Consider the following 13496-nt stretch of genomic DNA (forward strand, 5'->3'; position numbering starts at 1 on the left):
TGCAAATTTACATAAAAAGTGTGATTTACAAGCCTGTGGAATCAAGAAAATGCTTTTTTCTTTAGGTGAAAGCTCATAAAAATTTAATTGTTAGTAATGGTAAATTGGTGGTTTTTTGTAATTTTGCAGTAGACAGGATGATTCGGTGTGGACAGTGGTCATGTTTTCCTGCCACGATTCCTGCTATTCTGCAAAAGACAATGTGTAAAAATGAAACAGATCAACTGGGGATTCATAGGTTGTGGAGAAGTAACGGAAAAAAAGTCCGGGCCTGCCTTCAATGAGGTGATGGGTTCGCATGTCGTCGCCGTGTTCAGCCGCAGCGAGCTGAAAGCCCGTTCATACGCTGAACGTCATGGCATCCAACGCTGGTACACAGATGCGCAGGCACTGGTGGACGATGCGGATGTCAATGCCCTCTACATTGCCACCCCTCCCTCTGCCCATGCCACCTTCGCCATTATGGCGATGCGCGCCGGAAAACCATGCTATATAGAGAAGCCGCTGGCGGCCTCGTATGAAGACTGTGTGCGTATCAACCGAATATCTGAACAGACCGGTGTACCCTGTTTTGTGGCTTACTACCGCCGCTATCTACCTTATTTCAAACGGGTGAAGGAGATTGTAGACGCAGGCGAACTGGGCAAAATCCTCACGGTGCAAGTGCGTTTTGCCGTCCCGCCCCGCGACCTGGACTACGAACAGAACACGCAGCTGCCGTGGCGGCTGCAGTCGCACATCTCCGGCGGAGGGTATTTCTACGACCTCGCCCCTCACCAGCTCGACCTCCTGCAGACGCTCTTCGGCGTCATCGTGAAGGCGCACGGCTATACCGCCAATCGTGTCGGGTTGTATAATGTGGAGGACACTGTGAATGCTGTGTTCCGCTTCGAGAACGGACTGACGGGGAGCGGCGCCTGGTGCTTTGCAGCCCATGAGAGCGCACGCGAGGACCGCATAGAAATCTACGGCTCCAAAGGCAGGCTGTCGTTCTCGGTCTACACATATTCACCTATCCGGCTTTGCACCAGTGAGGGGGTGAAGGAAATGGAAGTGCCCAATCCTCCCTATGTGCAGCTTCCGATCATCAAGTCGGTCATTGAGGACATGCAGGGATATGGCGCCTGCGACTGTACAAGTGTCAGTGCAACGCCGACAAACTGGGTGATGGACCGTGTTCTTGGGAAAATATGATGGCCTGTCTGGAAAATTTGTTCTCGATCTGTCAATTCACGATGAAGCAGCCCTCAATCCACAGGATCTGTCTTTTCGTTCTCCTTCTTGTAGCGGGAGAAAACACTTTGCATGCCGTTTCCATGCGGATGTCGTCCGACTGTACAACGCAGAGGACAGACAGTGGAAGGCTGCGCACCGTCGGCTGGCAGGCTTTGGATTCCGTGAGATGGATGCGCAGAGAAACGACGGCACACCGGTCCGGACACCATCACAACAAAGAAAGCCGGTTTGTACATAAATTCAACGAGATTGACACTGCTTACATAGAACCGCAACGGTACAACTTCGCCTTTATGCTGCAGAACACGAACACGTATGAGGTGTACCGCCTGAGCAGTTCGAGCGGACAGAGCATCACCTTTGCCCCCGAGGCTACGGTCCGTGTCGGACCGTATTTCGGCTGGCGGTGGATCTTCCTCGGCTATACGCTTGACATCAAGCATCTGGACTTCTGGCATGGAAACGACAGCCCCCGGCAGGAATATGATCTGAGCCTGTACAGTTCGATGATAGGGCTTGACATCTATTATCGAAAGACGGGAAATGATTACAAAATCAGACAGTTGTATCTGGGCAGGAAGGTTGATACGGATGCTGTCCGTGGCTGCGCGTTCGGCGGGTTGACCTCCACCATCAAAGGCTTCAATCTGTATTATATCTTCAACCACCGACGCTTTTCTTATCCGGCGGCCTTCAGCCAGAGTACGATACAACGCCATTCGGCGGGAAGCCCGCTGATCGGCATCGGATATACCCGCCACAGTCTGGATGTAGACTGGGAGGAACTGGGCAGGATCGTTGCCGACCGGATGGGCAGCCGGATTGACGACACGCCGATCGACAGTACGCTGATGTTCAGCCAGGTGAAATACACGGATGTTTCGGTCAGCGGAGGATATGCCTACAACTGGGTGTTTGCCCATAACTGGCTGCTGGCGGGTTCGCTCTCCATGGCACTGGCGTATAAGCGGAGTACGGGAGATGTCACACACCGCAGTTTCTCTTTCAGCGACTTCAAGTTCAACAACATCAATTTTGACGGCATCGGACGTTTCGGACTTGTATGGAACAACAGCAGATGGTATGCGGGCATGAGCGCAGTCTTCCATGCCTATAATTACCGGCGAAGCAAGTTCTCAACCAACAATTTCTTCGGGAACGTGAATCTGTATGCCGGCTTCAATTTTGGCAGGAGGAAGATGAAGTAGAAGGCCGTGCAACAGGACTCCAGGGATATCGCTGTCCGGTGGTCATTTCCCATCCGCCTGTCATCAGCCGCTTGCTTATAAAGATTCCATTGACCGGGAAGTCACCACCTCCGGCTTTCGTGCGGATGCCTGTCACCACCTGTTCTGTTGGTGGACACCATGCGTGCTGGGCGTGAACACCATTGCGGTCTGCTGCCGGTACGGAACCATTGTTTCGTGACAAAAGCGTGCTGCATGCTGCTGAAAATCAACGCGGCCAGTTGGAGGTAGAGGGCATGCCTTTCCGGACACTGCAAGGAACGGCCTGTTTAAGAGAATCTGCACACAGAACACCGTGCGATTTAAGCTCAATGAATGCGCTGATAATGAAGCTGTTTCCGAATCGTATTTAATAATTTGTAAAAGTTAGTATGATCATTGATTATAAGAATGAAACTGAAGTATATCTTTATCTTTCCGCCCCTGTTTGTCCTGACCGCATGCGGAGCGAAGAGCAGGCAGGAACAGCAGACTGTAACAGCCGACACAACAGACCTGATACAGCAGCGGTCATACACCGCTTCAGACAGAAAGATGACTGCGAGCGACACGCTGCCGACCTATGTTGACAGATATTCAAAGGCTGACAGTATGCTGGTGTGCAGGATTCTGAGAGAGACCGTCCCTCTGCGGTGCCGGCTTTCTCACGGGCAGCTCATCTTGAAAGTTGCCAGGACTTTTGTCGGCACACCGTACGTGGCACATACACTGGACCGGAATACAGATGAGAAGCTGGTAGTTAATCTGCACGGACTGGACTGCACCACCTTCATAGAGACTGTAACTGCGTTGGTTTTGTGTATAGAAAGAGATGAAGTCCGTTTTTCCGACTTCGTACATCAGTTGGAGCAGATACGTTATCGAGGCGGGAAGACCGGATACCTGAACCGTCTGCATTATTTCCACTGGTGGCTGGAGGACAATGTCCGCATGGGATTCATTGCGGAAATCAATACCCCCGTTCCTCCTTTTACAGCTGTCCAGACTCTGAAGATCAACTACATGACCCTGAATGCACCGGCATACGATATGCTGAAAAACAGTCCGGAGCGTGTCGCCGGACTGAAGAAACTGGAGGATGCAAGCAATGGAACGAGGATACGTTATATTCCCAAGAGCCAGCTGGGAAACAGCGGGCTGCTCAAAACGGTGGTCCGTGACGGAGACATAATTGCCATTGTAACCAGCAAACGTGAACTGGACACCACGCATCTTGGCTTTGCGGTCTGGCATAGGGACGGACTGCATCTGCTGAACGCATCGAGTCTTGAACAGAATGGCCGTCAGGTAATAGAGCCCGTAGAGACTTTCTACCATTATATGATGTCTCATCCTTCAAGTATCGGTATTCGGATTGCACGGATACGGTGAACCGTCCTGTCTGGCGGGCGGGAAGAGGGGGGCTTCTGTGCCCGGGAGGGCTTCCCGTCTCGGGTCAGGACACTTCGAGGGGGAAAGGAAAAACGATATCAGAAAAGAGAGAAATAGAACAACCGACAGGATAAAAAGATTAAATAATATCAAACTTTTCCTCTCTAAATTTGTAAGTCTGCAATATAATATATAATTTTGCACATGATATTTGCGATGTGCAAATCGTATAACAGAGGAATAACAAAGGTATGTCAATATCGAAAACCAGACAGAAACTTGTTGATGTGGCACGCCAGCTCTTTGCAAAGAACGGCATTGCCAACACGACAATGAACGATATAGCGAAGGCTTCGGAAAAGGGAAGGCGTACGCTCTATACTTACTTCAAGAGCAAGGATGACGTATATTATGCCGTCATAGAGTCGGAGCTGGAACGGTTGTCGGACAAACTGGACGAGGTAGCCGCGAAGAAGATCAGTCCGCAGGACAAAATCATTGAGCTGATATACACACATCTCAGCATGATCAAGGAGACCGTGATGCGCAACGGCAATCTGCGTGCGGAGTTCTTCCGGAATATATGGATGGTCGAGAAGGTCCGCAAGAACTTTGATGAAGACGAAATCGAACTCTTCCGCAAGGTCTATGCGGATGCCAAGGAAGACGGTGAGTTTGATATTGACAATGTCGAACTGGTCGCAGACATCACACACTATTGCATCAAGGGGCTAGAGGTGCCGTTCATCTATGGCCGCCTCGGACACGGGCTGACGGAAGAGTCCTCCCGTCCCTTGGTTGCCAAGGTCGTATATGGTGCATTGGGCAAAAGCGGGCTGAAGTAGTCCGTCTTGTCCGCCGGCACGGTACAGGAAGAGGTCTCCTTGCGGGTACGTTCTGTCTGGAGTGTACCGGTCTGGCAATCATCAGAAATCAACATAACAAATATAGGAACTAACAGTATAAATCAAAACAACATGAAATTATTGGAAGGAAAGACAGCCCTCATCACAGGTGCTGCACGCGGTATCGGCAAGGCTATCGCATTGAGGTTCGCAGAAGAAGGTGCAAATATTGCATTCACCGACCTTGTCATCGACGAGAACGGCAAGGCTACCGAGGCGGAAATCGCTGCAAAAGGCGTAAAGGCCAAGGGCTATGCAAGCAATGCCGCCGACTTCGCACAGACAGAAGAGGTTGTCGGTCTGGTCAAGGAAGAGTTTGGTTCTATCGACATCCTTGTCAATAATGCCGGAATCACGAAGGACGGTCTCATGCTCCGTATGACCGAGCAGCAGTGGGATGCCGTCATTGCTGTAAACCTGAAGAGTGCCTTCAATTTCATCCATGCCTGTATCCCGGTGATGATGCGGCAGCGCAGCGGAAACATCATCAACATGGCAAGTGTGGTAGGGGTACATGGCAATGCCGGTCAGGCCAACTATGCAGCTTCGAAGGCCGGCCTTATCGCTTTGGCAAAGAGCATCGGTCAGGAGATGGGACCCAAGGGCATCCGTGCCAATGCCATTGCTCCCGGTTTCATCGATACCGCTATGACACAGGCCTTGCCGCAGAACATCCGCAAGGAGTGGATTTCCAAGATTCCGCTTCGCCGTGGCGGTACGGTCGATGATATTGCCAATACGGCTGTCTATCTCGCTTCCGACCTGTCAAGCTACGTATCCGGTCAGGTCATCCAGGTTGACGGTGGTATGAATATGTAGTCTCTTTCCCCTCTTTCCTGTCATGGGAAGGGGGAATCTCAATGTCAGAATCTCCCTTGCTGCCCCGGGACAGGGGCTTATGATGTCCGGTGGGAATCCGTTTCCGTCAGGTATCTTTCCTTGATGGAGGGGCAGGGGAGATTCCCTTTTTCCTTACTATACTATGCAAGTACTTTACGAAGATAACCACATTATCATTGTCTACAAGGAGCCGGGCGAAATCGTCCAGGCCGACAAGTCCGGTGATGAGCCGCTTTCAGAGATCGTCAGGCGATGGATAAAAGAGAAGTACCAGAAACCCGGTAATGTCTTTCTTGGGGTCGTTCACAGGCTTGACCGTCCTGTATCGGGGCTGGTTGTCTTTGCGAAAACCTCAAAGGCACTGACGCGCCTGAACAATATGTTCCGCAATGGCGAGGTCCACAAGACTTATTGGGCGATTGTCACACGTCCTCCTCTCGATCCGGAGGCGACATTGACCGACTGGCTTGTGCGCAATGAGCGGCAGAACAAAAGCTATGCTTATAACCACCAGATTCCGACCGCCAAGAAGTCTGTCTTGCATTATAAGACCATCAACCGGTCTGACCGGTACACGCTGCTGGAAATCAACCTCATGACAGGCCGCCATCATCAGATCCGCTGCCAGCTGTCCAATATTGACAGTCCCATAAAGGGGGATCTGAAATACGGAGCACCCCGTTCCAATCCCGACGGCAGTATCAGTCTGCTGAGTCATCGCGTAGAGTTCGTCCATCCCGTTTCCAAAGAGAACATCTGTGTAGAGTCTCCTTTGCCTGATGACGCACTTTGGCAGGCCATCGGGCACTTTCAATGAGGACGGAAAGGACGGGTGTACGGATAAAACCGGCCGGTTTCTGCTTTTGTACAATCCCCAAAAAAATTGCTGGATTTCCTTCTTTTAAAAGGTTCTTCCGTTAAATGCTTGGATGCTTTTCGTATGGCTTTAACGGGAGAACCGAAGTGATTCATTCAACAAAAACATAGCCAAGACCGTCAGCTGGCTATCCTGTTATCATCCTCCGATATAAAAGTCTTTTCAATTTAATATGGTGAAAAGACAGATGAGATTCTGAAAAGTCATTACATAATCCCAAACAAATCATCTGCAAATATAAAAGAAACGTGCAGAAAGTAGGTTTGTAACCAACAGTCAATCAATTGGTTATTAAGTCGTTTGTAAAAGGTGCTTAATCGGTCTTCAAAAGGGCGTTGATAACACGCTAAAAGAGCATCTGTTGCAAGTCAATCAGGCATCTTTCAGAAGTCAGAAGGGCATGTGTTGCATTGGGTTGCATGAAAACAGTTTACAAACACCGATGATGAGGGAATAAGTTGGTTGTAGAAGACGGAAAGACAGGCTGATGGACAGGCATCGTAGCAATTTTCCTTTTCTGCATTTTATCTTGTAGTTTATCCTCCTTTGAAGCCCCCTCTGATCCTGGACAGCCATACCCTGCAAGTGCATAAGCCTTTATCCATGTCCAATCTATGTATTTAACGGAAGAACTCTCTTAAACGGGTTGATCTGGCTTTTGCTGCAGGCGTCCAATATCAGACGGACCTGAGGCTGATGATGGATGTCTGCCTTGTGTAGAAAAATCCATTCCTGCCTGCTTGCCATCCGATAAGATTTAGTAACTTTGCAGACAGAAATTCATTCCCTATGGTTAAGAAGGTTCTTAAAGTGATAAGGTGGGTATTTGTCCTGACCTTTATTTCCACAATATTGACGGTAGTGGCCTATCGCTTCGTCCCAGTGTATTTTACTCCTCTGATGATCAGCCGCTGCTTTGAGCAGATAGGGAAGGGGGAGTCCGTCAAACTCTATCATGACTGGATTCCTCTGGAAAAGATGCCGAAGTCGATGCCGGTAGCCGTGATGGCAAGTGAAGACCAACGGTTTCTGATCCATCACGGGTTTGACTACCAGGCTATAGAGATGGCGGCGGAGGAGCATCTGAAGAAAGGCAAGAAACTGCGTGGCGGTTCGACTATTTCGCAGCAGACGGCAAAGAATGTCTTTCTATGGCAGGGACGTTCGTGGGTGAGGAAGGGGCTGGAGGCTTATTTCACATTCCTCATAGAGGCCTTGTGGAGCAAGCAACGCATTATGGAAGTCTATCTGAACTCAATTGAGATGGGAGATGGTATCTATGGTGTAGAAGCCTGTGCCGAACAGAATTTCGGGATGGAGGCCATACAGCTGGACCGGCGCGACTGTGCGCTTATAGCGGCTACCTTGCCCAATCCACGCCGATTTTCTTCCAAGACACCGGGTCCCTATATGCGTAAACGGACCGGACAGATCGAACATCAGATGACTTTTATCGCTCCTTTTCCCGAGGAACATGAATAATGCAGAAAGTCATATTGTTCTGCCATTCTGTTTAATGACCGAATAAAGATTATCTCCTGAAAAAGCAAAATGGATCATCAAGAAAGGGAAGAAGAACTCCTCAACGCTTTGAATGAAAGCCAGCGCAAAGCAGTAGAATATTGTGCAGGTCCCTCACTGGTGATTGCCGGTGCCGGATCCGGCAAGACCCGTGTACTTACGTATAAGATAGCTTATCTGCTCGAGAAAGGGCTGAAACCCTGGAATATTCTTGCGCTTACGTTCACGAACAAGGCGGCGAAGGAGATGAAAGAACGAATAGCGCAGATCACGACGGCAGGTGAGGCTCGACGGCTATACATGGGTACTTTCCACTCCATCTTTGCCCGTATCCTTCGTAGTGAAGGCGAACTGATAGGATTCGGACACAATTTTACCATCTATGATGAGACCGATTCACGTTCACTCATCAAGAGCATTGTAAAAGCCTTGGGACTCGATGAGAAGATCTATAAGCCGGCAGCGGTCCATAACTTCATCTCCATGGCAAAGAACCGCCTCATAACGGCTTCTGAATATGCAGAAGACCGTGCTGCACTCAATCGGGACAGGAATGCCCGTATGCCGGCAGTCTATCAGATCTACAAGGCTTACGAGGCGAGATGCCGGCAGGCGAACGCCATGGACTTTGATGACATTCTGCTGTATACTTATCTTCTTTTCCGCGACCACGTGGATGTAAGGAAAAAGTATGGACAGCTCTTTGAGTATATTCTTGTAGACGAGTACCAGGACACCAACTTTGCCCAGGTGAGCATCATCAGCCAGCTGGCGAATACACACCGCCGCGTCTGTGTCGTGGGCGATGACTACCAGAGCATCTATTCTTTCCGCGGGGCGAATATCGACAACATCCTTGACTTCAGAGAGAAGTTCACCGATGCAAGACTTTTCAAGCTGGAGCGGAATTACAGGTCCACACAGCTTATCGTGCAGGCTGCGAACTCGCTGATGAAACACAATGAGCGGCAGATTCCCAAGGAGGTCTATTCAGAAGAGGGCGAAGGACATAAGGTGCTTTACAAGCCCTGTTACAGCGACCGGGAAGAGGCCATGGTCGTGGCCGGTGAGCTGAGGCGTATCAAACGTGATGAACGATGTGATTATGGCAGCTTTGCCATCCTCTATCGGACGAATGCGCAGAGCCGTCCTTTTGAAGATGAGTTCCGCAAGCAAGGGATACCCTATAAAATCATCGGTGGACTGTCTTTCTATCAGAGAAAGGAAATCAAGGACATCATCGCCTATTTCCGTCTGGTTGCCAATCCTGATGACGAAGAGGCTTTCCGGAGAATCATCAATTATCCGGCACGCGGAATCGGCAGCACGACGGTCCAGAAGATCGTCGACTGTGCCCAGCACCATGCTGTCTCGCTGTGGGAGACAATCCTCAACCCGACTGGATACGGACTGAATGTCAACAAGGGGACATTGACGAAGCTCCTTGCTTTCAAGACGTTGATCAGTGGATTTATAAAAAAGGCGGCACTGACTGACGCCTATGAGCTGGGGCGTGAAATCATAGAGGAAAGCGGCATCGGTGCAGATATTCGTTCGGGGAGTGACCCGGAAGATCTGGCACGGCGTGAGAATCTGGAAGAGTTCATGTCGGCTATGCAGGATTTTGTCGACATCGGCCGGGAGGAAGGCCGGGAAGAGAACGTTTATTTGACCGACTATCTTCAGGAAGTGGCTTTGTATACTGACGCTGACAAAAAAGACGACGACACGCCCAAAGTGACCCTGATGACGATTCATGCAGCGAAGGGACTGGAATTTCCCACTGTATTTGTCGTCGGACTGGAGGAGAACGTCTTTCCGAGTCCGATGGCATCCGGTTCGAGACGCGAGGTGGAAGAGGAGCGTCGGCTGCTTTATGTGGCCATTACACGTGCGGAACGGCATTGTATTCTGACAAACGCCAGGAATCGTTTCCGGTACGGGACGATGCAGGTTGACGATCCCAGCCGTTTCCTGGACGATATAGATGCTTCACTGCTTCAGGAGGAGAACAATGGTTCCGATGTCTTTAGAACTCAACGGCAGAAAATGCCTTGGGATGATGATCCATGTAAGCGGAGTGGCGGAAGTACACGTGAATATGAACCTAACCGGCCCTATACGGGCAGTCGGCCATGGGGACAGGAATACAGACAGATGGGGGCTCGATGGCAGAATGCGAACCCGGTAGCCAGCCAGTTCCGTGCTGATCCGAAACCGAAGATTACGGAACGGAAGCGGCCGGAGGCGGCAGTTGATCCCCTGTCCGAGCGTACAAAGCGCAGGATTCTCTGCGAAGGAGGCAACTTCAAGCGGCTTTCTTCTGCAATGACAAATGGGGGAAGGATACTCCCAGCTTCTTCTTCCGGTGCAGCAGATTCCGCCTCGGCCTCAACGTCCGGGCTTCGTGTGGGGATGACCATTGAACATCAGCGGTTCGGCATCGGTAAAGTCTTGGGGCTCGAGGGTACAGGTGAGAATGCAAAGGCAACCGTCGAGTTCCGTAATGCCGGGAGAAAGCAGCTCCTGCTGAAGTTCGCCAGATTTAAGGTCATCGGGTAAAGCCGGCTGGTGGAAACTGACGGTGACGGGTGATGCCAGAGGCTGACGGGTAAGGAAAGGCAGTGGTCATCGTTGACAACAGCAACTTACCGTAAGGGGGAATAGGGGCCAAGGCATCTTGATAGCATCTACCGATACCCCCTCCCGCAGCCGGTCTATATCTACATAGGTCCAGATGCCACGTACTCTTCCACGCTTGCTTGATTGCCATATATCATGCTTTGCACCAAGTAGTTCAGGAGAGACGTTATAGTTTGCAATGAACAGGTGATAACGGTTGAAGTCCGGATAGAGATTCTGATGGTAGTACACTTCATTGGTATAAATCATAGGTGCATGACCTGTACGGTCCTTTACCAGGCGGATAAACTCTGCAAGGTTCTTCTGGATGAGTCTGCGGTTCCAGCCCCGTGTACCGTCTTTTTCTATGTCGACGAGCAGCAGCAGATCCTGCCTGTCCAAATCAATATGTGACAGAAAATTATCAACCTGCTCGGACATCGATGTACGGCGAGTAAGGAAGTGGTAGGAACCGACAAGCAGCCTCTTTCTTTTCGCTTCTTCAAAATTCTGTTTATAGAAAGGGTCTGCCATTGAACTTCCCTCCGTCGCCTTTATGTAAACAAATTGCAGCTGCGGATTCTCATCTACCAGCTCATCCCAGTGTACCCTTCCTTGATGTCGGGAGATGTCAAGGCCGTCAAAGTCTTTGGCGTATTCCCCTTTCGTCATGTCGTGATAGGGCCATTTGTCGCTGACTGCCGCATGCGGTCTGTGCCATGGTTTGAGGTCTATGATCAGAAGCATGGTCAGAGCAGCCAGGCCACAGCCCGCCAACCGCCACAGCTTTCCGTTCTTATATTTCCTGTTGTTACGTTTTCTTTTTCGTTTCACCATCTTTTCTAATTTTGATTCTTTCAAGGCATACCCTGAAAATCTCACATTGCTCTGTCGTTGACAGGAATACGGCCAACGCTTTGTCTCATTTTGTTTTATGTGGCATCATCAGCTTTTCCTTTCACGCGCATAGCTTTGCTATGTTCTTATACGGGCGACAGATTGTAAGCGTGTGAGCCATCGACACGACCGGTGTTTACCATCAACACAACCGGTGTCGGGCATCGGCACATTGGAAAGAGGCCGGGTTCATTTCTGGCGTCATCATGCCATACAGCAAGAGGGAACGACCGACCTTTACGGAAGAGGTGCAGCGGTCTGAGACAGCTGCCTTTGCGACCGCTTTGGGCAGGAGGAAACTTGCGTCCGCCCCCCGCAGCCCGATCAAATCGGATGGTCTTTTCCAAGTCCTGTTTTCTTTCCTTGTCCTGTTGTCTTGTTTGCCGATTTTCAGGACAAAGTTACGCATTCTTTTCCACTGCTGCAAATTATCGGGTATGGCCTCGACAAAGCTGCCTATGACCTCGAACAGCTGCGGGTTCACATCCTTTCAGATAATCTAAATTCATTTCAAACTTTATATAATTATTCTTAAATGGTTGGTTTACAGGTATATTTTTCGTACCTTTGCAACATTAACATGAAGCCGAGGCGTGGTGGTAACTCATTCTCACATAGGAACACGCCGTAGAAAGCAGCTGTTTGAAGCACTTTCCAAGGCTTCGGAAAAGATTTAATGATGAGAATTTTAAAAGTAGTAAGTATTTGTTTCTTAATGATTTTTGCTTCACACGTTGAAGTATCTGCCAAAGACGATGGCTTCGACTGGGAACCCGTGATGAATGCTATCATCCAGATTGAAAGCAAGGGAAATGCTGCGGCTGTCAATGGCTCCTATGTGGGCGTGCTGCAGATTTCGCCTGTACTGGTGAAAGAATGCAACAACATCCTCAAGAGTTCTGGCAGCAAGAAGCGTTATTCGCTCTCTGATCGTTTCAGTGCCGCCAAATCAAAGGAGATGTTCGTCATTATCCAGGGCTTTCACAATCCGTTGAACAGCATAGAGAAGGCTATTCGCTTGTGGAGCGGGGGCATCCGCTATAGCGTTTCGAAGACACAGGCTTATCTCCGCAAAGTCATGCGCAGATTAAATTGACGGAGAACACAGATGATTTAGGAAAATCCTTATGAAAAAGTCCGGCTATCTGTCCTTCAGGATAGATAACCGGACTTTTCTTTCCCTGTCTGCCCCTTTTTGTTTACTTTTGCATAGAAATAACTTTACTATAAGAAAAATTCAGGCATGATGAGACTACGCTTTCTATCTCTCTCTTTCCTCTTGACTCTCCTTTCTGTACAGGCTCAGAAAGTGATGTATCATGGGACAAAACATTATGATGCAAAGGTAAGGCAGTTTCAGAGGGAGGGGAGGTTACCTGATGGGGCAATCATCATGTTGGGTGACAGCCACTCCGAGTATGGGGAGGACTGGAATCGCTTTTTCCCCGATGTAACGAAGATCGTCAACCGCGGAATCATCGGAGACGACAGCAGGGGCATCCTCAACCGCCTCAATCAGGTGCTGCCATATAAGCCCAGCAAGATTTTCTTTGAGTGCGGAACAAACGACTTGAGTCATGGATGGACCGTTGATCGTACCTTTCAAGGGATCGTCCGTGTCATCGAGACAATCCGCAGGGACAATCCGGGCACGCGGATCTATGTGCAAAGTCTCCTGCCGCTGAATGAACGTGTCGGTGTCTGGAAGCTCCTGAAAGGAAAAGAGGACATGATCATCCAGCTGAACCACAGGCTGGAGGACTATTGTATCCGCCATTCCCTCACCTTCATCGATCTTTATACTCCGCTCCTTGGGGATCGTCCCAAAACCATGCGTGAGGACTGCTGTCGTGACGGACTTCATCTGACTGCCAAAGGCTATGAAGTCTGGGCTGATGCCATCCGTGCCTATATCAATGAGTAGGCAACGTAAGAAACGGATATTTTCCTGTCTGCTGCCACACGGCTTCCCGACCTTAT

11 protein-coding genes are annotated in these 13496 nt (G+C 49.8%); 10 read left to right on the plus strand and 1 reads right to left on the minus strand.

Annotated elements, in window-relative coordinates; all coding sequences use genetic code 11:
* The first annotated feature begins 210 nt into the window (after positions 1–210).
* The 8 genes from J4864_RS07165 to J4864_RS07200 all read left to right on the plus strand — a co-directional run bounded on the left by J4864_RS07165 (position 211) and on the right by J4864_RS07200 (position 10559).
* Positions 211–1194 (plus strand): Gfo/Idh/MocA family protein, encoded by a 984-nt coding sequence (locus tag J4864_RS07165; protein ID WP_007366399.1) that lies wholly within the window; start codon positions 211–213, stop codon positions 1192–1194.
* A gap of 212 nt (positions 1195–1406) precedes the next feature.
* A complete protein-coding gene (locus J4864_RS07170) occupies positions 1407–2444 on the plus strand; it encodes a DUF4421 domain-containing protein (protein WP_246479529.1) in 1038 nt (345 codons plus the stop codon).
* A 429-nt stretch (positions 2445–2873) separates the two neighbouring features.
* A complete protein-coding gene (locus J4864_RS07175; RefSeq protein WP_211815116.1) occupies positions 2874–3854 on the plus strand; it encodes an N-acetylmuramoyl-L-alanine amidase-like domain-containing protein in 981 nt (326 codons plus the stop codon).
* 251 nt (positions 3855–4105) lie between these two features.
* Positions 4106–4699, plus strand: a complete 594-nt coding sequence (locus tag J4864_RS07180) for a TetR/AcrR family transcriptional regulator (protein WP_007366395.1) — start codon at positions 4106–4108, stop codon at positions 4697–4699.
* A gap of 132 nt (positions 4700–4831) precedes the next feature.
* Positions 4832–5578: a 3-oxoacyl-[acyl-carrier-protein] reductase gene (gene fabG, locus J4864_RS07185; protein ID WP_211815117.1), complete on the plus strand. Its 747-nt coding sequence runs from the start codon at positions 4832–4834 to the stop codon at positions 5576–5578.
* A 163-nt stretch (positions 5579–5741) separates the two neighbouring features.
* Positions 5742–6416: an RluA family pseudouridine synthase gene (locus J4864_RS07190; RefSeq protein ID WP_211815118.1), complete on the plus strand. Its 675-nt coding sequence runs from the start codon at positions 5742–5744 to the stop codon at positions 6414–6416.
* Between the two features lie 849 nt (positions 6417–7265).
* The gene (gene mtgA, locus J4864_RS07195) at positions 7266–7958 is read left to right on the plus strand and encodes a monofunctional biosynthetic peptidoglycan transglycosylase (RefSeq protein WP_211815119.1); all 693 of its coding nucleotides are present in this window, start codon (positions 7266–7268) and stop codon (positions 7956–7958) included.
* A 69-nt stretch (positions 7959–8027) separates the two neighbouring features.
* A complete protein-coding gene (locus J4864_RS07200) occupies positions 8028–10559 on the plus strand; it encodes an ATP-dependent helicase (protein ID WP_211815120.1) in 2532 nt (843 codons plus the stop codon).
* 66 nt (positions 10560–10625) lie between these two features.
* Here J4864_RS07200 and J4864_RS07205 read toward each other — a convergent pair whose 3' ends face one another.
* The gene (locus J4864_RS07205) at positions 10626–11456 is read right to left on the minus strand and encodes a glycoside hydrolase family 25 protein (protein ID WP_211815121.1); all 831 of its coding nucleotides are present in this window, start codon (positions 11454–11456) and stop codon (positions 10626–10628) included.
* A gap of 736 nt (positions 11457–12192) precedes the next feature.
* Between J4864_RS07205 and J4864_RS07210 the strand changes: the two genes are divergently transcribed.
* Positions 12193–12612: a hypothetical protein gene (locus J4864_RS07210; RefSeq protein ID WP_211815122.1), complete on the plus strand. Its 420-nt coding sequence runs from the start codon at positions 12193–12195 to the stop codon at positions 12610–12612.
* 147 nt (positions 12613–12759) lie between these two features.
* The gene (locus J4864_RS07215) at positions 12760–13440 is read left to right on the plus strand and encodes a GDSL-type esterase/lipase family protein (RefSeq protein ID WP_211815123.1); all 681 of its coding nucleotides are present in this window, start codon (positions 12760–12762) and stop codon (positions 13438–13440) included.
* Positions 13441–13496 lie beyond the last annotated feature (56 nt).

The organism is Prevotella multiformis, from assembly GCF_018127985.1.
GTDB classification, from domain to species: Bacteria; Bacteroidota; Bacteroidia; order Bacteroidales; family Bacteroidaceae; genus Prevotella; species Prevotella multiformis.

Excerpts from the sequence above, each read along its gene's own strand:
- J4864_RS07165 (WP_007366399.1), top strand. The coding sequence starts at position 211 with ATGAAACAGATCAACTGGGGATTCATAGGTTGTGGAGAAGTAACGGAA.
- J4864_RS07170 (WP_246479529.1), top strand. The coding sequence starts at position 1,407 with ATGCGCAGAGAAACGACGGCACACCGGTCCGGACACCATCACAACAAA.
- J4864_RS07175 (WP_211815116.1), top strand. The coding sequence starts at position 2,874 with ATGAAACTGAAGTATATCTTTATCTTTCCGCCCCTGTTTGTCCTGACC.
- J4864_RS07180 (WP_007366395.1), top strand. The coding sequence starts at position 4,106 with ATGTCAATATCGAAAACCAGACAGAAACTTGTTGATGTGGCACGCCAG.
- fabG (WP_211815117.1), top strand. The coding sequence starts at position 4,832 with ATGAAATTATTGGAAGGAAAGACAGCCCTCATCACAGGTGCTGCACGC.
- J4864_RS07190 (WP_211815118.1), top strand. The coding sequence starts at position 5,742 with ATGCAAGTACTTTACGAAGATAACCACATTATCATTGTCTACAAGGAG.
- mtgA (WP_211815119.1), top strand. The coding sequence starts at position 7,266 with ATGGTTAAGAAGGTTCTTAAAGTGATAAGGTGGGTATTTGTCCTGACC.
- J4864_RS07200 (WP_211815120.1), top strand. The coding sequence starts at position 8,028 with ATGGATCATCAAGAAAGGGAAGAAGAACTCCTCAACGCTTTGAATGAA.
- J4864_RS07205 (WP_211815121.1), bottom strand. The coding sequence starts at position 11,456 with ATGGTGAAACGAAAAAGAAAACGTAACAACAGGAAATATAAGAACGGA.
- J4864_RS07210 (WP_211815122.1), top strand. The coding sequence starts at position 12,193 with ATGATGAGAATTTTAAAAGTAGTAAGTATTTGTTTCTTAATGATTTTT.
- J4864_RS07215 (WP_211815123.1), top strand. The coding sequence starts at position 12,760 with ATGATGAGACTACGCTTTCTATCTCTCTCTTTCCTCTTGACTCTCCTT.